18 protein-coding genes and 1 riboswitch are annotated in these 22,667 nt (G+C 68.8%); of the genes, 6 read left to right on the plus strand and 12 right to left on the minus strand.

The features are described from left to right. Positions 1–32 precede the first annotated feature (32 nt). From AB4Y94_RS08490 to AB4Y94_RS08505, 4 genes are all read right to left on the minus strand, one after another. Positions 33–1,214 carry a MarP family serine protease gene (locus tag AB4Y94_RS08490; RefSeq protein WP_441727296.1) on the minus strand — a complete coding sequence of 394 codons (1,182 nt, stop codon included), beginning with the start codon at positions 1,212–1,214 and terminating at the stop codon, positions 33–35. A gap of 13 nt (positions 1,215–1,227) precedes the next feature. Continuing rightward, positions 1,228–1,950 carry an RNase H family protein gene (locus AB4Y94_RS08495; RefSeq protein WP_441727298.1) on the minus strand — a complete coding sequence of 241 codons (723 nt, stop codon included), beginning with the start codon at positions 1,948–1,950 and terminating at the stop codon, positions 1,228–1,230. A 475-nt stretch (positions 1,951–2,425) separates the two neighbouring features. Beyond that, complete coding sequence (locus tag AB4Y94_RS08500; RefSeq protein WP_441727444.1) at positions 2,426–3,232, minus strand: family 1 encapsulin nanocompartment shell protein; 807 nt, start codon at positions 3,230–3,232, stop codon at positions 2,426–2,428. 2 nt (positions 3,233–3,234) lie between these two features. Next, entirely contained in the window at positions 3,235–3,639 is a 405-nt protein-coding gene (locus AB4Y94_RS08505) for a ferritin family protein (RefSeq protein WP_441727300.1), read from the minus strand. Between the two features lie 99 nt (positions 3,640–3,738). On the opposite strand from AB4Y94_RS08505, the gene AB4Y94_RS08510 reads away from it, so the two are divergent. Next, on the plus strand, positions 3,739–6,306 hold the full coding sequence (locus tag AB4Y94_RS08510) for a DEAD/DEAH box helicase (protein ID WP_441727301.1): 2,568 nt from the start codon (positions 3,739–3,741) through the stop codon (positions 6,304–6,306). Positions 6,307–6,329: 23 nt separating this feature from the next. Here AB4Y94_RS08510 and AB4Y94_RS08515 read toward each other — a convergent pair whose 3' ends face one another. Continuing rightward, positions 6,330–7,808, minus strand: coding sequence for an MFS transporter (locus AB4Y94_RS08515; protein ID WP_441727302.1), 1,479 nt, complete (start codon positions 7,806–7,808; stop codon positions 6,330–6,332). 105 nt (positions 7,809–7,913) lie between these two features. Here AB4Y94_RS08515 and AB4Y94_RS08520 point away from each other — a divergent pair, with 105 nt between their 5' ends. From AB4Y94_RS08520 to AB4Y94_RS08530, 3 genes are all read left to right on the plus strand, one after another. Next, complete coding sequence (locus AB4Y94_RS08520) at positions 7,914–8,966, plus strand: Gfo/Idh/MocA family protein (protein WP_441727303.1); 1,053 nt, start codon at positions 7,914–7,916, stop codon at positions 8,964–8,966. A 97-nt stretch (positions 8,967–9,063) separates the two neighbouring features. Further along, complete coding sequence (locus AB4Y94_RS08525; protein ID WP_441727304.1) at positions 9,064–9,348, plus strand: hypothetical protein; 285 nt, start codon at positions 9,064–9,066, stop codon at positions 9,346–9,348. Positions 9,349–9,458: 110 nt separating this feature from the next. Next, entirely contained in the window at positions 9,459–12,503 is a 3,045-nt protein-coding gene (locus tag AB4Y94_RS08530) for a helix-turn-helix transcriptional regulator (RefSeq protein ID WP_441727305.1), read from the plus strand. A gap of 58 nt (positions 12,504–12,561) precedes the next feature. Here the strand turns inward: AB4Y94_RS08530 and AB4Y94_RS08535 are convergent, their stop codons facing one another. The 4 genes from AB4Y94_RS08535 to AB4Y94_RS08550 form a co-directional block, all read right to left on the minus strand. Further along, positions 12,562–12,852: a LysM peptidoglycan-binding domain-containing protein gene (locus AB4Y94_RS08535; protein ID WP_441727306.1), complete on the minus strand. Its 291-nt coding sequence runs from the start codon at positions 12,850–12,852 to the stop codon at positions 12,562–12,564. A gap of 348 nt (positions 12,853–13,200) precedes the next feature. Further along, positions 13,201–14,580, minus strand: a complete 1,380-nt coding sequence (locus AB4Y94_RS08540; RefSeq protein ID WP_441727307.1) for an L-serine ammonia-lyase — start codon at positions 14,578–14,580, stop codon at positions 13,201–13,203. A 152-nt stretch (positions 14,581–14,732) separates the two neighbouring features. After that, a complete protein-coding gene (locus AB4Y94_RS08545) occupies positions 14,733–15,347 on the minus strand; it encodes a CoA-binding protein (RefSeq protein ID WP_441727308.1) in 615 nt (204 codons plus the stop codon). Then, positions 15,344–16,639: an O-acetylhomoserine aminocarboxypropyltransferase/cysteine synthase family protein gene (locus AB4Y94_RS08550; protein ID WP_441727309.1), complete on the minus strand. Its 1,296-nt coding sequence runs from the start codon at positions 16,637–16,639 to the stop codon at positions 15,344–15,346. Before AB4Y94_RS08550 ends, AB4Y94_RS08545 begins: the two co-directional genes overlap by 4 nt. Positions 16,640–16,736: 97 nt before the next feature. Here AB4Y94_RS08550 and AB4Y94_RS08555 point away from each other — a divergent pair, with 97 nt between their 5' ends. Both AB4Y94_RS08555 and AB4Y94_RS08560 read left to right on the plus strand, forming a co-directional pair. Then, positions 16,737–17,924 (plus strand): FAD-dependent oxidoreductase, encoded by a 1,188-nt coding sequence (locus AB4Y94_RS08555; protein ID WP_441727310.1) that lies wholly within the window; start codon positions 16,737–16,739, stop codon positions 17,922–17,924. Between the two features lie 267 nt (positions 17,925–18,191). Beyond that, positions 18,192–18,256, plus strand: a riboswitch (guanidine-III (ykkC-III) riboswitch). 10 nt (positions 18,257–18,266) lie between these two features. After that, positions 18,267–18,590, plus strand: a complete 324-nt coding sequence (locus AB4Y94_RS08560; protein WP_441727311.1) for a DMT family transporter — start codon at positions 18,267–18,269, stop codon at positions 18,588–18,590. A 16-nt stretch (positions 18,591–18,606) separates the two neighbouring features. Here AB4Y94_RS08560 and AB4Y94_RS08565 read toward each other — a convergent pair whose 3' ends face one another. From AB4Y94_RS08565 to AB4Y94_RS08575, 3 genes are all read right to left on the minus strand, one after another. After that, the gene (locus AB4Y94_RS08565) at positions 18,607–19,647 is read right to left on the minus strand and encodes a YeiH family protein (RefSeq protein ID WP_441727312.1); all 1,041 of its coding nucleotides are present in this window, start codon (positions 19,645–19,647) and stop codon (positions 18,607–18,609) included. Positions 19,648–19,755: 108 nt separating this feature from the next. Continuing rightward, positions 19,756–20,862 carry a fatty acid desaturase family protein gene (locus AB4Y94_RS08570; RefSeq protein ID WP_441727313.1) on the minus strand — a complete coding sequence of 369 codons (1,107 nt, stop codon included), beginning with the start codon at positions 20,860–20,862 and terminating at the stop codon, positions 19,756–19,758. 159 nt (positions 20,863–21,021) lie between these two features. Continuing rightward, on the minus strand, positions 21,022–22,641 hold the full coding sequence (locus tag AB4Y94_RS08575; protein ID WP_441727314.1) for a dolichyl-phosphate-mannose--protein mannosyltransferase: 1,620 nt from the start codon (positions 22,639–22,641) through the stop codon (positions 21,022–21,024). Between the last annotated feature and the right edge of the window lie 26 nt (positions 22,642–22,667).

A 22,667-nucleotide genomic window follows, 5' to 3' on the forward strand; every position in this document is an offset into this window, starting at 1 on the left:
GGAGACCTCGGCGGGAACGTGAAAGCGGATGCCTACCCTCGGACGCAACTCCCGGATGAGACCTCGGCGTTCAGGGCCGCGGCCCGGGCGGCCACCGGCTGCACCTCGTCCATCCCGAGGGCGTAGCCGACATTCGCCGTGTTCGCGGACTTCGCGAAGACGACCCCGGCCACCTGGCCGGCCTCGCTGAGGAGCGGACCGCCGGACTCGCCGTGCTGCACATCCGCTGCCAGCGTGTACACCTGCCGCGGGGTGGGATTCTGGCCGTAGATGTCGGCGACGCCCTGGCTGCTGACGGAAATCACCTGCGCGGGCCCCGAGTCGAACGGTCCGCCGAACGGGTAGCCGTCGCTGACGGCGTTGGTGCCCGGGGCAAGGTTGGTCGTGAGTTGCAGCGGGGCAGCGGACAGCCGGTCGACGGCGATCACCGCGAGGTCGTCGACCGGGTCGAAGTACACCACCTTGCCCTGCACGGCGTCGCCGCCGGGCGACTCCACGACCGGCGCGCTCACTCCCGCGACGACGTGGGCGTTCGTGACGACCCGGCCCGGGGCGACCACGAATCCGCTGCCGGACTGGTTCTGCCCGCAGGCGTACGCGTTGCCGGTGATCCGCACCACCGAGCGGGCCGCGACGTCCAGCGCCGGGCTGCCGGTGACGACGCTCGGAATCTCCGGGCTCGGGCCGTTGAACGCGTCGACGATCTGCGGGAGCCCCTCCTCGATCGCCACCGAACGCAGCTGGGCGAGGAACTTCTGCGCCGGATCCGGTGTGAGCGCATCGATCGTGCCGATCACACGCGAGGAGGCGATCGCCGACGAGAGGAACGGAATCCCCAGCGTTCCGACGCTGAACGCCAGCATCGACGTCACGAGTGCGGCCGCGACGGCCGTGACCACGGCGCCGAGCACTCGATCGAGTAGCTTCAGCCGGCTGCGACTGGTGCGCCGCCGCACGACGTGGCCGACCGTCTCACCGAGCGACAGGCCGGCCAGCACGAGTACCACCGCCGCGCCCAGCGTCGCAGCGGTGCGCCATTCCGGTGCGGTCACCCATCCACCGACGAGCGGCACCACGAAGTACGCGGCGATCCCGCCGAGGACCACACCGACGATCACCGACAGGCTCCGGAGCAGGCCGCTGCGGTAGCCCGAGATGACGCAGCCGAGCAGCAGCAACAGCAGCAGGAGGTCCAGAATCAACGAGCTAGGCATCCGTTCACGACCCTCAGATCAGAGCACGCAGCAGGTCTTCGACGCTCACACCGCGCACGCGGGCGCGTTGCAGCAGCCTGGCGTGCTCGTCGTCGCTGAGCGTGAGGGTGACCGTGTGATCACGAGCAGCGGGTGCGTCGTCATCGAACATGAACAACTCAGGTTGGCTGACGGTCGCGGTCGGGGTGCGCGCCGCGGGCGCCGGGGTTGTCGCTGCTCCCCGGGCCGCGGGGGCCTTGGCGGCTGCCTGGGCTGCGCGCGCAGCATCGCCGGCGCGAACCCAGCCCGGTCCGGAGGGGACCGGAGCGCGGCGCTGGAAGGCTTCGGCCGCCGCACGGGCGCGGGCATCCGCTGCTTCATTCAGGGGATGGTTGGCGTGTCCCTTGACCCACTCGAACTTGTAGCGGCGACCGACCAGTGCGTCGTCGATCTCCTTGAGCAGCTCGAGGTTCAGCACCGGTTTGCCGTCGCCTTTTCGCCAGCCCTTCTTCTTCCAGCCCGGCATCCACTTGGTGACCGAGTTGATCACGTACTGGCTGTCGCAGAGCACCAGGAGGTCCTCATCCAGGTGAGCCGTCGCCGTGAACAGCTCGAGCACGGCCTTCAGCTCGCCCTGGTTGTTCGTGGCGTGAGGCCAGCCGCCGGCCGCCCAGCAGGAGTCGTTGACGTACCACGCCCATCCGGCCGGGCCGGGGTTTCCCAGGGCGGAGCCGTCCGCGGCAGCGATGATCGTCATGTGTCCAGTCTTTCATCCGCAGCAGCCAGCGATGACCGGCCGGGGTCTGGGTTCGCCCGACCCCGACCCAGCCGCCCCTGTACCAACTCGCCGGACTGCGACGTGTCATGCCTGGGTCGAAAAAGTTCACAACTCCTGCAATCTGCGGCTACGACAGCGACAGGCTGCGTGATTCCGGGGGCAGGGTGCACCGACGGCTATGTTTTGCAGGAGTTATGCACCGAGCGGCCGGGTCACTCGCGGTCGCGGCCGGGAGCTACGCAGTCGACACGGGTTGAGGCAGAAGCGTCCCCGCTGCTCGTGGAGGGCCGCCGCCTGCAACGGCGTGCCGCGCACCGCGTGCTCATAACTCCTGCAATCCGCAGCCACGACAGCGACAGGCTGCGTGATTTCCGGAGCGGGGTGCACCGCCGCCACGTTTTGCAGGAGTTGTGCACCGAGGCCAACGGGGAACGACGTAGACGCGTGGGTGCGGCTACTCGGCGGACAAGGCGATCGCCGCCTCGGGCGTGGCGACACGGAAGCTGAAGCTCTGCTCGAGGTACAAGTGCACGTCTTCGCCGTCGTGGTAGTCGTAGCCGACCGAGAGGTCCTCGCCGGACTCGAACAGGAAGTCACCGCCCCGGAGGCTGAGCACCACCCCGCCGCGCACCCCCGGTGCCCAGACGATCGGCCCGTCGAGAATCTTCCGCAGGTGGTCGAACAGAGGGTAACCGCCGTGCTCGGCGGTCTCGATGATGGCGGTGTAGTCGGCCGGCCCGACGGCCAGCCCGTACGGTCCGCTCACTCCACTGGCCAGCAGCACCTCAACGGCCTTCGCCACCCGCCGCGGGTAGTCGTTGAAGTCTGTCACCCGCGGCACCGACTCATGCGGGGACGCCTCGGTGATGCCGGTGATCCCGGCCGCCTGCCAGCCGTGGAAGACGGCGACGTTCTCCGTGCGCGCCATCAACATGGCCGCATCGTCGAGGTCGTCGAGGTTGGTGTCGGCAGCGCCGCGGTCGAAGTCGAGCAGTTCGGAGCGGGAGACGGTGAACTCGGCGCGCACCTCGGTGACCGGCAGCACCACGCGGCGGCGGGCCTTCACCGAGTCCACCGGTGTGTGCAGCACAGGTTCGGTGCGGCCCAGGTTCGTGGCCGAATAGGTCCAGCCGAACGGCCCGGCGAAGTCGACGAGTTTGCGTGCGCCGAGCGCCGCGACCAGCCGTTGTTTCGCCTCGCCGTCGAGGAGCGCCCATCCCGCGTCGGAGACCGGCGCGTGTCCGCGCAGCAGGTGGTCCATGGTCACAGCCCCTTTCCCTTCAAGCTGCCGATGCCGAGCGACGACGCCGAAACCGAGCCGCCGGCATCCGCCGCACCGCCGGAACCACAGCCGGACCCGGCGGCCGCCTCCGCCGCCTCGCCGTTCTCGACGATGTCACCGTCCTGGAAGAGGATGCCCCGGGCGGTTTCACGCCACAGCGGCTTCTTCCGCAGCAGGAACTCCAGGTCCATGCTGAAGTGTTTGAACTCCTCGCCGAGGGAGTCGGCCATGATCGCCTTCGACGTCTCATCCGGCTCGAGCGACATCCGCTGCTCGTACCAGCCGATCGCCTCCGCCTCCTCCGTGAGATTGGCGCACATGCGTGCGAAGGTGCGGGTCTCGGCCGAGAGCTCGTCGGCCGGCTCGTGGTACTGGTCGAAACCCATCAGATTCCTCCTTCATGCAGGCCCTGTCACGCGCGGCCGCCTCCGACACTACGCCCGGGGCATCCGGCTGTCACTGGGATAAGGCAGGATCAAAGGACCATGCCATCACTTGAAGCGCTCCCGCACGTCACCGATCCCGACGTGCTGTTCGAGGCGTTCGAGCTGTGGGCGGGCCGGCAGGGCCTGCAGCTCTACCCGGCGCAGGAGGAGGCGCTGATCGAGATCGTCTCCGGCGCCAACCTGATCCTCTCCACTCCAACCGGCACCGGGAAGTCGCTGGTCGCCGTCGGAGCGCATTTCGCTGCGCTCTCCGCGGGCAAGCGCAGCTTCTACACCGCGCCGATCAAGGCGCTGGTGAGCGAGAAATTCTTCGCCCTGGTCGAGACCTTCGGCGCCGAGAACGTGGGCATGATGACCGGCGACTCCTCGGTGAACTCCGACGCCCCGATCATCTGTTGCACCGCCGAGATCCTTGCCAACCTCACGCTCCGGAACGGCGAGGACACCCCGGTCGACCTGGTGGTGATGGACGAGTTCCACTTCTATTCCGACCCGGATCGCGGCTGGGCCTGGCAGGTGCCGCTGCTCGGGTTGCCGCGCGTGCAGTTCGTGCTGATGTCCGCCACGCTCGGAGACGTCACCTCGATCGCCGACGACCTCACCCGCCGCACCGAACGGCCGACTGCCGTCGTCACGGGCGTGGAACGGCCGGTTCCCCTCCACTATTACTACGAGACCACGCCGGTGCACGAGACGGTCGAGGAACTGCTGAACACCGGCCAGGCCCCCGTCTACATCGTCCACTTCTCGCAGGCCGCCGCGCTGGAGCGAGCGCAGGCGCTCGCCAGCGCCAAGGTCGCCACCCGGGAGCAGCGCGACGCGATCGCCGCGCTGATCGGCGAATTCCGGTTCACCACCAGCTTCGGCAAGACCCTGTCCCGGCTGATCCGGATGGGGATCGGGGTGCACCACGCCGGGATGCTGCCGAAATACCGCCGGCTGGTGGAGCAGCTGGCCCAGCGCGGCCTGCTCCGGGTGATCTGCGGCACCGACACCCTCGGCGTCGGAATCAACGTGCCGATCCGCACCGTGCTGCTGACCGCGCTCACGAAATACGACGGCACCAAAATGCGGCAGCTGAACGCCCGGGAGTTCCACCAGATCGCCGGCCGCGCCGGCCGGGCCGGCTACGACACCGCCGGCACCGTGGTGGTGCAGGCCCCCGAACACGAGACCGACAACCTCAAGGCGATCGAGAAGGCCGGCGACGACGCGAAGAAGAAGCGCAAGATCATCCGCAAGAAGGCGCCGGAGGGCTTCGTGTCCTGGGGCGAGCCGTCGTTCCGGCGCCTGGTCGAGGCCGAACCGGAGACCCTGACCTCGAGCATGCAGATGACCAGCGCGATGCTGATCAACCTGATCGCGCGCGGCTCGGGGTCGGCGCACTCCGATGCCTACGCCAACGCGCACGCGCTGGTCTTCGACAACCACGAACCGTGGAAGCGCCAGCTCGCGCTGGCCCGGCGCGCCCTCGGCATCTACAAGACCTTGCGCGAGGCGGGGATCGTGGAACAGACGCCGGTTCCCGGGCAGGCAGATCGCATCCGCTTGACCGTCGACCTGCAGCCCAACTTCGCGCTCAACCAGCCGCTGTCGCCGTTCGCGCTCGCCGCGTTCGAGCTGCTCGACCCCGGCCCTTCCACAGGCCCAGGGACCGACCCTTCGACAGGCCCAGGCACCGGCGCCTACGCGCTCGACATGATCTCCATCGTCGAAGCCACCCTGGACGACCCCCGCCCGGTGCTGAGCGGTCAGCAGTTCCTGGCAAGGGGTGAGGCCGTCGCGGCGATGAAACGCGACGGGATCGAATACGACGAGCGGATGACCCTGCTCGAGGAGGTCACGCATCCCAAGCCGCTCGACGAGCTTCTGACCTACGCGTTCAACACCTACAAGCTCTCGCAGCCCTGGATCGCCGATTTCGAGCTGCGGCCGAAGTCGGTGGTGCGGGACATGTACGAACGGGCGATGTCGTTCGGCGAGTTCATAGCGTTCTACAAGCTGGCCCGGAGCGAGGGCGTGGTGCTGCGGTACCTCTCCGATGCGTATAGGGCCGCAAGGCAGACCATTCCCGACGAGGCGAAGACCGAGGACCTGCTCGACCTGATCGAGTGGCTCGGCGAGCTGGTGCGGCAGGTGGACTCCAGCCTCCTCGACGAGTGGGAGGAGATGATCCACCCCGACCTCGCCGCGCACGAGGCCGGTGCGCATGCGGTGCTGCCGCCCGCGCCGAAGCGGCTCACCACGAACGTGCGTGCCTTCCGGGTCCTGGTGCGGAACGAACTGTTCCGCCGGGTGCAGCTGGCCGCCCTCGAGCAGTACGACGCCCTCGGCGAACTGGACGCGGGGTCCGGTTTCGACGCCGGTGCGTGGGCGGATGCCATGGACGGCTATTTCGCCGAACATGACCAGGTGCTCACCGGAGCGGATGCGCGCGGCTCGGGCCTCCTCATCCTGGATGAGGGGGCATCCGTCTGGACCGCTCGCCAGATCTTCGACGACCCGGCCGGCGACCACGACTGGGGCATCAGCGCCACGGTCGATCTGGCCGCGTCGGACGAGGCCGGCGAGGCGGTGCTGCAGGTGACCGCGGTGAACCGGCTTTAGCCGGCACTCGATGAGCGCGGCGGTCAGGACTGGACGGGCAGGCTCGCCGTCTTGTACTGCGGCTGGCGGCGCGGCAGCAGCAGCGTGAGCACTGCGCCGATGATCGCCGCGGCGGCACAGACGGCGAAGCAGAGTTGGAAGGCGGACGCCGTTGGCGTGGTCACCCCGCCGACTGTGACGACATTCCCGGCCAGGATCAGGCCGATCACGGCGCTCGCCGCGGTGGATCCCAGGGTGCGCATCACCGAGTTCAGGCCGTTCGATGCTGCGGTCTCGCTGGAGGGGACCGCCGCCATGATCAGCGTCGGCATCGCCGCGTAGGCGAATCCCACGCCGAACCCGACCAGCGTTGCCACCAGCACGGTGTGCCAGACCTCGGTCATCAGGCCCACCGCGACGGCATAACCGATGGCGATGATGACGATTCCGAGCAGCAGGCTGGTGCGTGCGCCGCGGCGGGCCGTGAGCCGGGCTGCGGTGCCCGACAGCGCCCACATCACCAGGCCGCTGGGCATCAGGCAGAGACTCGCGACCAGCATGCTCTGGCCCAGCCCCACCCCGGTGTCGACCGGCGCTTCGAGCAGGAGCGGCAGGGCGACCGCGGTGGCGAAGAAGGCGAAGCCGACGGTCACCGACGCCAGGTTCGTCAAGAGCACGCTGCGACGCGTCGCCACCCGCAGGTCGATCAGCGGATGCGTGATGCGCAGTTCGAACAACGCCCACAGTCCGAGGACGATGACGCCGCCGAGACCCACCCCCAGGGTGAGCGGGCTGGTCCAGCCCCACTCGTTGCCCTTGGACACCGCGAGCAGGATGCCGACCAGGCCGACCGCGAATCCAGCGGCGCCGGCGTAGTCGAAGCGTCCGGCACTGCGGAGGGTGCTCACCGGGACCAGGGTGAGCACCAGAATGAATCCGATCGCGCCGAGAGCGCCAGACACCCAGAACAGGAAGTGCCAGTCGAGGTACTGCGAGATGAGGGCCGAGATCGGCAGCCCGACGGCACCGCCGATGCCCAGTGTCGCGCTGACCAGGGCCACCGCCTTTCCGAGCTTGTCCCGGTGCAGGACGTCGCGGAGGATGCTGATGCCGAGGGCGATCACACCGAGACCCGCGCCTTGCAGGGAGCGCCCGATCACCAGGGGGATCAGGCTCGACGAGAAGGCCGCGATCACGGAACCGATGATCAGGCTGCCCAGCAGGACGAGCAGCATCCGCCTCTTCCCGTACAGGTCGCCGAGGCTGCCGCCGATCGGGGTCGCGACCGCTGCCGCGAGCAGTGTGGCCGTGACCACCCAGAGCGAATCCGCGGTGGAGACGCCGAGCAGGCCGGGCAACTCGGGAAGCAACGGAGTGACCAGCGTCATCATGAACGACGCCACGAGCCCGGTGAACGCCAGGGATGCCACGAGCGCCCGGTCGTTCTGTGCACGACTCAGCCTGCGGCGTTCAGCGTCGCTGAGCCAGTGTTCGGAATCGTCGGGGGTCGCGTTGTCTGGCATCACTGACAACGATACGCACGCCGACCGACATTCGGGGCCGGGGCATCCGCTCGTGATCACCGGCCCGCCCCGACTGCGCTGCCGGTCGGCGGATAAAGTGAGTGGATGAGTGAGTCAACTACCCAGTCCCCGATCCGCACCGGCCTGATCGGTTTCGGCCTGGCCGGCCGGGTATTCCACGCGCCGTTCCTCGCGGCCGATCCCGACTACTCGCTCGACGTGATCGCCACCGGGAACCCCGACCGACAGGGGCAGGCCGCCGCCCAGCACCCGGGCGCGCGCGTGGTGGCGACGGCCGAGGACCTGCTCGCCGCGGCCTCCGACCTCGACCTCGTCATCGTCGCGACTCCGCCGGTGAGCCACGCCGACCTCGCCGACGCCGCCCTCGATGCAGGCGTGGCCGTCGTGGTGGACAAGCCCTTCGCCGCCACGGCGGACGCCGCGCGTGCGTTGATCGAGAAGGCAGAGCGGATGCGCCTGCCGCTGACCGTCTTCCAGAACCGCCGATGGGACGCCGACTTCCTCACCCTGCGGAAACTGATCGGCGATGGCGCCCTAGGCGACGTGCGCCGCTTCGAATCCCGGTTCGAGGTGTGGAAGCCGGTGCAGACCAAGGCCTGGAAGGCCGAGGCGACGGTCGCCGAAGCCGGAGGAACGCTGTTCGACTTCGGGGCCCACCTGATCGACCAGGCCCTGCAGCTGTTCGGCCCGGTCGAGAGCCTGGATGCCGAGGTCGAGACCCGGCGATCAGGCGGCGGCGCCGACGATGACGTGTTCGTGGCGCTCCGCCACGCCTCGGGCGTGCGCTCGCACCTGTGGATGAACACCCTTGCCGCCCAGCCAGGGCCGCGGTTCCGGGTGCTCGGCTCGGACTCCGCCTACACCAAGTGGGGGTTTGACGGGCAGGAGGCGGCCTTGGCCGGGGGCGCCCTGCCGAGCGACCCGGACTATGGTGTCGAACCCGAATCCGCGTGGGGGAACCTTGGAATCGACGGCTCGCTCACGCCGGTTCCCGCCGAACGCGGGAGCTACGACAGGTTCTACTCCGGCCTGGCGGACGCGATCCTGCGCGGCGCCGACCTGCCGGTCGACCCTCGCGACTCACTGCGCGTGGTCGAGATCATCGAGCAGGTGCACCGCGAATTCGGGCGCACCTAAGCCGTTCCCGTCCGATAAATAGGGCATTGGCCCCATGCTGCCGCCCCTCCTTAGAAACCACGATGGAGACATCGAAGGTTCACAGGAGAAGGACATCATGCAGTACACGACGGACTATGTAGTCAGCATCATTCAGCAGCAGACCGAGCGCGAGTTCGAGCGTGACCTGGAACGCCGTCGGATCGCGCGGGAGCGAGCCGACGAGTGGCGGGCTGCGACGCGGGCGACGGCGATCGCGCCCGCCACGGACGTCTCCCACGCTGATCGCCGGTCACGCGACGGGCACGCAGGGCGGATGCCGTGGGCCGGCCAGGTCGCGCGGCTCCGGTCCCTGCTGGCCGGGTCCCGGGATGGCGCCGAGCAGGAGCCCGCTCAGCGGTGAGCCGGCCGCCGCTGAGCCACCCGGTCACACCGGTTCGGGCAGCAGCCGGCGGCGGTCGCGGCGTGGGATCCCATGGGGTCATTGTCGGTGGCCCGTGGGACGATGAAGTAGTGAAATCATCCGCGTCGAGCGCAGCAATGATCGGCCGTGAAAGCGACCTGGCCGACCTCCACGCCGTGCTCGCTGACAGCCTGCTCGGGATTCAGCGGTGCGTTGTCATCGCGGGCGAGGCCGGTATCGGCAAGTCGCGCCTGCTCGAGGAATTTCAAGCCGAGACCCGTGACCGGGTGCTCGCCCTGGTCGGTCAATGCGTCGACCTGGGGACGGTCGGAGCGCCGTACGCGCCGATCATGGGCGTGCTTCGCGACTTGGTTTCAGTCATGGGCGCGGAAGCAGTCAATCGGGCGGCCGGTCCCGGCCGCGCGGCGTTGTGGGCGCTGCTTCCTGAGTTGAAAGAGGCGGCGTTGAAAGAGGCGGCGTTGAAAGAGGCGGCGCTGAGCGAGGCAACCGGATTTCCTGAGCCGGCCGCGGGAACACCGGTGCAGGAGACCGGCCTCAACCACCTCCATGAGGTGGTGGCGGTGCTCCTGGAAAACTTCTCCCGGCAGACACCGCTCCTGGTCGTGATCGAAGACCTGCACTGGGCAGACGGCGCCACCCTCAACCTGTTGCGATTCCTGCTGAAGGTCGTCACCCGGGGTCGCATGATGTTCGTGCTGAGCTACCGCAGCGACGACGTGCCCCGAGGGCACCCGTTGCGCGGGTTCCTCAGCGAACTCGAACGCAGCCGGCGCATCGTGCGCTCCGAGCTGGGCCGGCTGACTCGCGCCCAGGTGCTGCGACAGGCGCAGGCGATTCTCGGTTCGCCGCCCGGCGCCGAGGCGTTCGAGAGCGTATTCGAGCGCAGCGAAGGTGTGCCGTTCTTCGTGGAGGAGTTGCTTGGCATTGACGACTGCGACGACGGCGGGGTGCTTCCCGAGACCCTCCGGGAGTTGCTTCTGGCCCGCTACGAACGGTTGAGCCCGCCCACCCAGCACCTGTTGCGGCTCATCTCCGCCGGCGGAGTCCGCGTGCGGCACGACCTTCTCAGCGTGGTGTTCGAGGGAGACGCCGACGCCCTGGATGTGGGCGCCCGCGAGGCTGTGCTCGCGAACGTGCTGGTGGCCGACGTGGACAGTTACGCATTCCGGCACGCGCTGGTGCGGGAGGCGATCCAGGCTGACCTGCTCCCGGGTGAGCGCACTCGGTTCCACACCCGCTTCGCCGAGGCGCTCGAAGCGCTTCCACAGGACCGGCGGGTGGCCGTCGAGATCGCATACCACTGGACCGCAGCCCACAATGTGAGCCGGGCCTTTCCTGCGTCGCTGACGGCGATGGCCGAGGCGAAGGCGTCGTATGCGTACAGCACCGCCGCGCAAATGGGCGAGCGGGCGCTGGAACTCTGGGACCAGGTGCCGCATCCCGACCACGTCGCCACGCGCACCAAAATCGACCTGATGGGCCAGACCGCCTCCGCGCTCCGGAACGCGGGCAAAGGTGAGCGGTCGCTCGCCATGGTCAACCAGGCGCTGGCGGAGTGCCCACCCGATGACGGCTTCCGCTACGCGCGGCTTCTCCGCGACAAGGCCTACTACCTCGCCACCTCCGGCTCGCTGGGTTCGATCGAACTCCTGAAGGAGGCACTCGCCCTCGTTCCTGAGGGCTCGCCCGGTGACCTTCGCTCAACGATCCTCACCGGCCTGGCCGCCCGATTCATGATCGAGGCACGCCCGGCGGAAGCAATCGCGTTCGGCGAGGAGGGACTGGCCGAGGCCCAGCGGGTGGGCTCCGCACGGTACTCGTCTGTGGCCGCGAACATGATCGGGATTGCCTCCATCAACCGCGGCCAGGTTGATCACGGCATGGCGCAGCTGGAACGCGCCCGGCAACTGGCGGAGGGTGACGGTTCGGCGTTGCTCCGCTATCGGGTGAACTATTCGGACATGCTCCACCTGCTGGGCCGCTACCGCGAGGCGGTGACAGTGGCGGAGCGCGGGCTCGTGCGTGCGCGGGAACTCGGTCTCGAGCGCAGCTCCGGCGTCATTCTCGCGTCCAACGCCGTCGACCCGCTGTTCGCGTTGGGCGAGTGGGACCGCGCCGACACATTGATTCAACGCGGCCTCGATCTGGACCCGCCGCTGGCTTTCGCGGTGTACATGCACCGCGCCCGGCTGCGTTCGATCCTCTGGCGGGGCGACTCAGAGGCCGCTGCGCAGCAATTGCGCGCTGTGCGGTCGATGATGTCCAACCTCTCCGAGGTCGAAATGCAGACGCGTCTCGGCACCGCGCAGATGGCCGGAGAAATCGCCCTCGCCTGCGGTGACCTCGACCGGGCGTGGGCGGAGGCCAGCGTTCTCCTGTCTCCGGAGTCCCGGCAGCTCCCGGGCTACGACCTGCCGCTGGCCGCACTTGCAGCCCGTGTGTTGGCGGCCCGCCGGGCGGCGGAGGCCGGCGACGTCGGCCTGGCCGAACCGGGCACCCGGGCCGACCAGGGCACTCGGGCGGAACCCGGCTCCGGGTCGAGTTCCGCGTCCGATTTCGACCTCGCTGAACGGCAGCTTCGGGAGGTGCTCGCCCACGACTCGTTCTGGCCGACGTTCCCGCTCTGGAATGGGCTGTTCGAGGCGGAGCTCGGCGGTCCACGCGGCACCGGAACCGACCCCACCGCCTGGCAGGAGGCCGTGGACGAGATCCGCCGGTCCGCGTCGCCGGTCTACCTTCTGCCTTACGCCCAGCTCCGGCTCGGCATCGCGCAGATCGAGGTGGGGGAACGCCAGGCGGCGCTGGAGACCCTGCGGGCGGCATCCGTTCAGGCGACCGAGATCGGGGCCGGACTGGTGACGCACGCGCTGGCGCGGGTGGCGTCCCGGGCCGGCCTGGTGCTCGAGGGCGGTGCGGCGGCGCACCGTCGCACCGCCGAAGCGCCGGATCTCACCACCCGCGAACGCCAGGTACTCGAACTGATCGCGCAGGGGCTGAGCAATCGGCAGATCGGCGAGCAACTTTTCATCAGTGCGAAGACCGCGAGCGTGCACGTGTCGGCGATCCTGCGGAAACTCGGGGCGTCGTCGCGTACCGAGGCTGTGTTCCTGGCCCGCTCGCCGGCGAACCACTGAGGGGCACGCCTGCGAACCACTGAGCGTTGGCGCGGGCGGCACTGCGGGAACCCCCGGGCTAGCGCTTGGTGGTCCAGTCCAGGTTGATGACCTGGTTGATGTAGATGTCCTCGCCGAGCCCGGGCACGGAGGGATTCATGTGCAGGAACTGCTGCACCGGAACGTCGAACCGTTGCGCGATGTCGAAGAACGTGTCGCCTTCGACGACGGTGTAGGTCATCAGGTTGCCTCCGGCGCTGGTGGTGCTGCCCCTGGCGCCCACGGTCGAGCCGAGGTCGGTGGCGGGTCCGGGTTCCACGAGCGGTGCGGGTGCGTTCGGAACCACTTGACCGACCGGGGGGTTCGGCACCAGCGGCGGCTCCTCAGCCTGCGGCGGCGGTGTGGGTGCGGGCGTCGGGGTCGGCGTGGGCGTCGGCGTCGGCGTCGCTGTGGGTGCCGGCGAGACCGTGACCGTCACGACCGGGGATGGCGCGCCGGCGCACCCCACCAACCCCACGACACAAGCGGATGCCACGGCAACAGCCAGGCCGTGGCGCATGAATCCAGATGCAACGATGATGGTTCCCCCGAACAGTCCTCATGATGAGACGCGACATGATGAGACGCGACATGGACGCGCACTGGCGCAGACCGTCGCCAGCTTAGGGGACGAACTCCGGGACCGCACCTGCCGGCATCCGTCGCCCGCCAGCCGCACTCAGCACTCGATGACGTTGACCGCCAGGCCGCCTTCGCTGGTTTCCTTGTACTTCGTCATCATGTCGATGCCGGTCTGCCGCATCGTCTCGATCACGGCGTCGAGCGAGACCAGGTGGGTGCCGTCGCCGTGCAGCGCGAGCCGGGCCGCCGACACCGCCGTCGACGAGGCAATCGCGTTCCGCTCGATGCACGGCACCTGCACCAATCCGCCGACCGGGTCGCAGGTGAGCCCAAGATGGTGTTCCATCGCGATCTCCGCCGCGTTCTCCACCTGCCGCGGAGTGCCGCCGAGGACGGCGCACAGGGCGCCGGACGCCATCGCGCAGGCCGACCCGACCTCGGCCTGGCAGCCCCCCTCCGCACCGGAGATCGAGGCGTTGGCCTTGACCAGGGAACCGATTGCCGCGGCGGTGAGCAGGTATCGGCGGATGCCCGCGGCATCAGCCCCGGGGACGAAGCGCAGGTAGTAGTGGCCGACCGCGGGGATGATCCCGGCAGCGCCGTTGGTGGGAGCGGTGACGACCCGCCCGCCTGACGCGTTCTCTTCGTTGACGGCCAGGGCGAAGGCGTGCAGCCATTCGGTGGAGGTGTCGCGTTCCCGCAGCGGCAGGCTGTCGTACTCCTCGAGCTGCGCCCGGATCGACGCCGCACGGCGTTTGACTTTAAGGCCGCCGGGCAGGATCCCGCCGCCCTGCAGGCCGGCGTCCACGCAGGAGTGCATGGCGTCCCAGATCGCGTCGAGGCCGGCATCGAGGGCCTCAGCGCCGTGGACCGCTTCTTCGTTGGCGCGGGCGATGTCGCAAATGCCCAAGCCGGTCATGTCGCAGAGGGCCAGCATCTCCGCGCTCGAGGAGTACGGCATCGGCGGGGCGACCGCGGGCGTGGGCGCGACGACCGGGTCTCCGTCGCGGCGGATGAAGCCACCACCGATCGAGTACCAGGTCTCTTCGAACAGCGGGAGCGCATCCGTCTCGCCCCACGCGGTGAGAGTGAGGGCGTTAGGGTGGCCGGGCAGCCGGGTGCGCGGCTCGAACGTGACGTCGTCGCGGCTGACCGGGATCCGGTGGGTGCCGGCAAGGAGGAGGGTGGCGCCGTCGGCGAGTCCCGACCAGGCGGCCCGCACGTCGTCGGGGTCGCAGGCCTCCGGCCGGAGGCCTGCGAGTCCCGCCAGCACCGCGTCCGGGGTGCCGTGGCCGAGGCCCGTGGAACCGAGGGACCCGTACAGCGAGCAGCTCACCCGTCGCACCTCGGCCAGCCGACCACTGTCGGCGAGGTGTTCGGCGAACGCCAGGGCGGCCCGCATCGGACCCACCGTGTGGGAACTGGACGGACCGATTCCGATCGAGAACAGGTCGAGAGCCGAGACGTATGCTGTCACGTTCCCCATGCTACGGCGAAGCATACGCAGCTATCTTGCCCCAGCCGCGCGAATCCTGCGGTCCCGTCCCGCGAACCTGCACTTGTTGGGGTTATCAGGCGCTTATAAGCCCAACAAGTGCGTTTTCGCGGGGGAGGTGAGCGAAAGCGAGGCTAGCGAATGGTCTTCCGCGCGGTGATCTGCCCGGTGTCGAAGCCGAGGAGGTGCAGCCCGCCGTGGAAGCGGGCGTGCTCGATCTTGATGCACCGGTCCATCACCACGGTGAGGCCCTTCGATTCGCCGTAGACCGCCGCGTCCTGGTTCCAGATGCCCAGTTGCACCCAGACAGTGGGCGCACCGATCGCCACCACATCGTCGATCACCGCCGGGATGTCGCTGGCGCGGCGGAACACGTCGACGATGTCCGGCACCTCGGGCAGCGACGCCAGGTCGGGGTACGCCTTCTCGCCGAGGATGGTGTCGGCGTTCGGGTTCACGAAGTACACCCGGTAGTCGCTGGACTGCTGCAGGTAGGTGCCGACGAAGTAGCTCGAGCGCGCCGGATTCGGCGACGCGCCCACGATCGCCACCGACTTCGCCTCGCGCAGCAGCTTCAGGCGCGCCTTGGCGTCAGGGCCGACCCAGGTGCGCTGCGTGCGCAGCAGCTTCGCGAGCGGCGAGTCCGCGGGAACGTCGCAACTGAGCCCGTTGGCCAGCTGCACGGTCTCAGAAGCGGATGCCGCAGCATCCGTTCCCGCGTTTGTCACGTGCACGTCAGTCACGCTCATTTCGCACCTCCGGCGGCCTTGTCGAGGGCCTGGTCGAGATCGTAGATGATGTCTTCAACGTCTTCGATGCCAACACTAATCCGCACCAGGCCGGGCAAGGCGCCCGCTGCGACAAGCTGCTCCTCAGTGAGTTGGGCGTGGGTGGTCGAGGCGGGGTGGATCACGAGCGTCTTGGCGTCGCCGATGTTGGCGAGGTGGCTGGCCAGGTCGACCGATTCGATGAAGGTGCGACCGGCGTCACGGCCGCCCTTCACACCGAAGGTGAACACCGAACCGGGGCCCTTCGGCAGGTACTTGAGGCCGCGCTCGTAGTGCTGGTGGGTGGGGAGCCCGGCCCAGTTGACGTACTCGACCCGGGGGTCTGCGTCGAGCCACTCGGCGACGGCACGTGCGTTCTCGAGGTGCGCCCGCATCCGCAGCGGCAGGGTCTCGACGCCCTGCGCCAGCAGGAACGCGGAATGCGGCGCCAGCGTTGGCCCGATGTCGCGCAACTGCTCGGCGCGGAGCCGGGTGAGGAACGCGTACTCGCCGAAGTTGCCCGACCATTCCAGGCCGCCGTAGCTCGGAACGGGCTGGCCGAACAGCGGGAACTTGTCGCTGTGCCAGTCGAACCGGCCGCTCTCGACGACGACGCCGCCGAGCGTGGTGCCGTGACCGCCGAGGAACTTCGTCGCCGAGTGGATCACCACGTCGGCGCCCCATTCGAACGGGCGGTTCCCCCACGGCGTGGCGATGGTCGAATCGATGATCAGCGGGATGCCGGCGGCGTGGGCCACGTCCGCGAGCCCGGCGATGTCGGCGACCTCGCCGGACGGATTCGCCACGGTCTCGGCGAAGAGCAGCTTGGTCTTGTCGGTGATCGCCGCGGCGTAGTCGGCCGGATCGGAGCTCTGCACGAAGGTGGTGTCGACGCCGAACCGGCGCAGCGTCACGTCGAGTTGGGTGATCGAGCCACCGTAGAGCTGGGCGCTCGAGACGATGTGGTCGTCGGCCCCGGCGAGGCTGGCGAAGGTGATGTACTGCGCGGAGAGTCCGCTGGAGGTGGCGACGGCGCCGAGCCCGCCCTCGAGGCTCGCGATCCGCTCCTCGAACGCGGCCACGGTGGGGTTCGACAGGCGCGAGTACACGTTCCCGTACTTCTGCAGGGCGAAGCGGGCGGCCGCATCCGCTGTGTCGTCGAAGACGAACGCGCTCGACTGGTAGATCGGCAGTGCCCGCGCCCCGGTGACCTGGTCTGGGATGTTGCCCGCGTGAATTGCACGCGTGGTGAAGCCATATTCGCGATCTGCCATACAGCCACGCTATCGGTGCCCGGTCGTGCCCGGGGCGCCGCCGCGTAACACCACGCAACGCGCGAGCGGATGCCGTCGGTGCGGCAGGATGGATCGCATGGTGGAACAGGTGGAGACGGTGGTTGTCGGCGGCGGAGCAATGGGCTCGGCGACGGCCTGGCAGCTGGCCCGGCGCGGCCTGAGCGTCACCCTGCTGGAGCGTTTCGCGCCCGGCCACGCCAACGGCGCCTCGCATGGCGCCTCACGGAACTTCAACACCGCATACTCCGAGCCCACCTACGTGGCGATGCTCGCCGAGTCGCTCCGACTCTGGCGGGACCTGGAAGCAGAGACCGCCACCCGGCTGCTGTACCAGGTCGGCATCGTCAACCACGGTCCGAACCCCGGGTTCGACGCCGTCGCCGAGGCGCTGCTGGAAGCCGGGCTCGGGGCGTCGTTCGTCACCCCGGAGCTCGCGGGGGAGCGGTGGCCGGGCATCCGCTTCGACGGTCGGGTGCTGTACACGCCGGACGCCGGCCGGTTGAATGCGGATGCGTCGGTGGCGGCCATGCAAGCCGCGGCGACGGCGGCCGGGGCCGAGGTTCGCCACGGCGCGCGGGTGCTGCGGCTCGAGGTGCTCGGTGACGACCGGGTGCGCCTCACCACCGAGGACGAGGCCGGGACCGGGGTGATGGAGGCCAAGCGGGTCGTGGTCACGGTCGGTGCCTGGACCGGCAAGCTCCTGACCGGCGTGCTCCCGGTGCCGCGCCTGGTCGTCACCCAGGAGCAGCCTGCGCACTTCGCGCTGCGCGACCCGTCCGCGGATGCCGCGGCGCAAGCCGTCACGGGCTGGCCGGGCTTCAACCATTCCTTCGACCCGGCCGACCCGCGCTATTCCTGGTGGTATTCACCCGTCTACGGCATGTACACGCCGGGGCAGGGCGTGAAGGCAGGCTGGCACGGTGTCGGCCCGGTTACCGACCCCGACGCTCGTACCTTCCAGCCGGAGCCCGCTCAGCTGGCCGCCCTGCAACGCTACGTGGGGGACTGGCTGCCCGGCGCCGACCCGGACGCCCTCACCCCGGTCAGCTGCACGTACACCACGACCGCCGACGAGAACTTCGTGCTCGACCGGGTCGGACCGGTCGTGGTCGGCGCCGGCTTCAGCGGCCACGGGTTCAAGTTCACGCCGGCCGTCGGGCGTATCCTGGCCGACCTGGCGACGGATGCCGGTCCGGCCCAGGCGCTGTTCGCGCTGTCCCGCACGCCCAGCGCCGGGTCGCCAAGCTGGCTCACCCGCCGGTAACGGCAGGCTCCGGGCGGTACGGCTCTCTCCCGGCGGTACGCCTTGCGCTCGGCTCTGGCGCGGCCCCGGCGTGGCGCGGTGCTACCGCGGGGGCGGGCGCCGCCCGCCGTTTGGGTGGCGCGCCCCGCGTTTCGGCGCCCGGCGCGCCCGTATTGGCGCGGCGCTACCGCCGGGGCGGGTGCCCCGCGCCGTTTGGGTGGCGTGTTCCGCACGAGTGACTCCTGAGCGGATGCCCACCGCCTGCACAGAACGCACCGGTACCCTTGCAGTAGGCCGCCTCACACGGCCCCGGACGAGGGATCAGTACCCGGAACGCGACAAGACTGGCCACGGGAGTGACTCATGTCGTGGATCGTACTCATTGTGTCCGGGCTGCTCGAGGCCGTCTGGGCAACCGCCCTCGGAAAATCCGAAGGCTTCACGAAGCTGTGGCCATCTGTCGTCTTCGGCGTCGCGCTGATCGCCAGCATGGGCGGGCTCGCCTTCGCCATGCGCGACATCCCGACCGGAACCGCGTACGCCGTCTGGGTCGGAATCGGCGCCGCGCTCACGGTGGCCTATGCCATGATCTTCGGCGGTGAACCGGCCTCGCTCATCAAAGTGCTGCTCATCCTCGGACTCGTCGGCTGCATCGTCGGGCTGAAGCTGGTGGACGGCAGTCACTGACCGTCCCGTCCCGCCGCTAGGCGAGCTGAACCGCGCCGAAAGCCAACGCGGCAATGAGCACCCATGAGAGCAGCCCGACCACGAGCGCGCGCCAACCGGTGCGCAGCAGCGCCCCGAGCCGCACGGCCGTGCCCAGCCCGAACAGTGCCATCGCCAGAAGCGCGGTCTGCGCGGCGTCGGTGGTCTGCAGTACAACGGGAGGTACGGGAAGGGAGGTGCGCACCACGACAGCGACAATGAATCCCGCCACGAACAGCGGAACGATCGGCGGGCGCTTGGTGACGACATCCGCGTCAGGGTCGAGCAGGCCGTTGCGGCCGTTGCGACCGGTCCGGTCCCGCTCGACCCGGCGGGCTGCGCTCCGCCGGTGCTCGACGACGGATGCTCCGAACACGATCGGCGCCAGCATCAGCACCCGAGTGAGCTTGACCACGACGGCGACTGCCAACGCGGCTGAGCCGGCGATCTGCGCGGTCGCGACCACCTGCCCGACATCGTGGACGCCGGCGCCGACCCAGTGACCGAACTGCAGGGTGGTCAGGCCCAGCGGATGCCAGAGCGCGGGCAAGACTCCGATGGCGAGGGTTCCGCAGAGGGTGACCAGCGCGACCGGGGTCGCGGTTTCCTCGTCCCTGGCCTTGACCACCCCGCTCATGGCGCCGATCGCCGAGGCGCCGCAGATCGAGAATCCGGTTGCGATCAGGAGCGGCTGGTGCCCCGGCAGGCGAAACCAGCGGCCGAGCCAGTAGGTGCCCCCGAAAGTGAGGAGCACGATCGCCACGGTGCTGGCGATCGCCACCGCGCCCAGCCCGGCGATGTCGACCAGGCTGAGCTTCAGCCCGAGCAGTACGATGCCGATCCGCATGAACCGCTTGGAGGCCACCGAGAGACCAGACGCCAAAACGCCGGTGAGCGCCGCGCGGGCGGCCGGGAGCTGTGCCACCAGGATGCCGAGCACCACCGCCGCGGTGAGCAGCGGAACCGCGGGGAACAACGCGTGGATACCCCAGGCCGCCAACGCGGCCGCCGCCGCGACGCTCACGCCCGGCAGCCACATGGTGTCCAGCCTAAGCGCCACGCTGCTGCCCCCGGGTGCACGCGCGCGCTCTTAACGCAAGCGGATGCGCGGCCAGAAGGCCACGCATCCGCTTCACTGAAGCTCAGATCAAGTGTGTACCCGGAAACGCTGGGTCATCGGGCAGTCGAATGGGTCGCGGGCGGCCAGGCCCACCTTGTTCAAGTAGTCGATGACGATCCCGTAGGACTGCAGGAGCCCGGTCTCGGTGTAGAGGATGTTGTTCGTCTCGCAGTATTCCTTGGTGACTTCCTGCGCCTTGCGCAGGTGCGGGCGAGCCATGTTCGGGAACAGGTGGTGCTCGACCTGGTAGTTGAGGCCCCCCATGAAGGTGTCCATGACGGTGCCGCCACGGATGTTGCGCGAGGTGAGCACCTGGCGGCGGAGGAAGTCCACCTTGCTCTCGTGCGGCAGCTGCGGCATGCCTTTGTGGTTCGGGGCGAACGAGGCGCCCATGTACACGCCGAACACGGCCAGCTGCACGCCGATGAAGGCGAACGCCATGCCGAGCGGCAGGAAGTAGAAGATCGCCGCGACGTAGAGCACGATGCGCGTGGTCAGCATGGTGATCTCGAGCCAGCGCTTGTCGACCTTGCCCTTGCCGAACACGGTGCGGAAGCCGTGCATGTGCAGGTTGAGGCCCTCGAGGGTCAGCAGCGGGAAGAACAGGTAGCCCTGCTTCCGGGTGATGAACGAGGTGATCCAGTTGACCTCGGAGGCGTCCTTCTCGTTGAAGCGGATGACGTCGGGGTCGATGTCGGGGTCCTTGCCGACGACGTTCGGGTTGGCGTGGTGACGGCTGTGCTTGGTCATCCACCAGGAGTAGCTGATGCCGACGAACAGGTTGGCGAGCACGCGGCCGGCGGCGTCGTTGGCCTTGCCCGACTCGAACACCTGGCGGTGTGAGGCTTCATGGGCGAGGAACGCGAACTGGGTGAGGATGATGCCGAGGGCCCCGGCGATGAGCAGCTGGTACCAGCTCTCGCCGAGCAGGATGAAGCCGGTGACGGCGCCGGCGGTGGCGAGCGTCAGGATGCCGAACATCATCCAGTAGAACCCGGTGCGCCGACGGAGCAGGCCGAGGTTGCGCACGGTGTGCAGCAGGGCCGAATACTCGGTGGTGGGGTTCTTGGTGTCGCCGCCGCGACGCGTCTTGACAATGCGAACGGTGGGGGCGGCAGAAATTACTTCTGACATGAAGCCTCCGGAAGTTTCCGTGTGACTTCTCAGCCAGGGATTGAGCAATTACTCGTGAAGCAGATGCTCGCCATACTACGGCCGGTTACTGAAGAAACGGGGTGTATTCACATGCGTTTCCCAGTGATCATATGCCGAAAAAGGAATATGTCAAGCTCACTATCGCCAGCTCGGAAGCCAAATATGCAGTTGCCAGAAAGCGAAGGGCGTCAGGATCCCCGTCCACAGCGGGTAGAAGAACGCGCTCACGATCGTGGCCACAACCAGGAAGATCACCACCACCCGGGTGCCGCTGAGCCGGAGACCGGAAACGGTCCAGTCGGCGACGGCATCCAAGTCGGCGTCGGCATCGAAATCGGTGTCAGCGTCGACGTCGGCATCCGGTGCGGTGTCGATCGTCGTCACCGGCCGGGCGGGCACCCACCGCCCGAGGATTACCCCGATCACCACTGTCAGCCCGAGCAGAAGGTAGGGCTCGAAGGCGATCGTGTAGAACTGGAAAACGGTGCGGTGCAGGTACAGGAGCCACGGCAGGTAGCCGGCGGCGATGCCCATCAGGATCAGCCCGACCTGCCATTCCCGGTAGCGGGCGAGCCGGTAGGCCAGGTACAGCAGGGCCGCTGTGGCCGCCCACCAGATGATCGGATTTCCGATCGAGGTGATCGCCTCTGAGCAGCTGTTGAATCCACAGCCGCCCTGGCCGAGTTCGGTGCCGCGGTAGTACATGCTGGTCGGGCGGATCATCAGCAGCCAGGTCAGTGGGTTCGCCTGGTAGGGGTGCGGTGTCGAGACGCCGACGTGGTAGTTGTAGATGGCCACCTGGTAGTGCCAGAAGCTCTGCAGGGTGTGCGGCACCCAGGCCAGCGGGCCGGTCCACGCGGCGCCGGGCTCGTTCGCCCAGCCGCGATAGAAACCGTTGCCGGTGACGAACCAGCCGGTCCACGACGCCAGGAACGTGGCAGCGGCGATCGGGACCATCAGGAGGAACGTCGCCGGCGCCTGCTTGAGGATGGCCGCGCTCATCCAGAACGGAACACCCGCTCGGCGGCGGGCGAGGGCGTCAACGACGACGACGTACACGGCGAAACCGGCGAGGAAGTAGAAACCCGACCACTTCACCGAACTGCAGAGGCCGAAGGCGAGGCCCGCCGCCAGCAGCCAGGGCCGCCACCACAGCGTCGGCCCCCAGCCCGGATCATCCCCGCTCGCCCGGCGGGCGGCGAGCCAGGCCGCCAGCCGGGACGCATGCCAGTCCCGGTCGAGCAGCACGGCGCCGAAGCCGAGCAGGGCGAAGAACATCACCGAATTGTCAAGCAGGGCCACGCGGGACATCACGATGGCATGCCCGTCGATGGCCATCAGGAATCCCGCGATCGTGGCCAGCAGCGCCGAGCCGAAGAGCTTCCGCGCGATCACCATGATCAGCACGACGGCGAGGACACCCACGAGTGCCGTGGAAACGCGCCAACCCCAGCTGTTCTCGGCGCCCAGCGCGGCCATGCCGAGTGCGATCATCCACTTGCCGAGCGGCGGGTGCACGACGAATGAGGGGTCGCTCAGGAAAATATTGGTCTGCCCGGCCTCGAACAGCGGGTTGGGCTTGTCGGGCCACGCCGACTCGTAGCCGTTGCGGAACAGCGTCCACGCGTCTTTGACGTAGTAGGTCTCGTCGAAGACGAGGGTGTGCGGCGAGCCGAGGTTCCAGAGCCGCACGCATGCCGCCAGCACGACAACGGCGAGGGGCCCGGCCCAGCGGACCCAGCGGCGAGTAGCGAGCACCAGACCATCGTAGTGAGCGGGAAGCC

Source organism: Glaciibacter sp. 2TAF33 (genome assembly GCF_052114945.1).
GTDB lineage: Bacteria > Actinomycetota > Actinomycetes > Actinomycetales > Microbacteriaceae > Cryobacterium.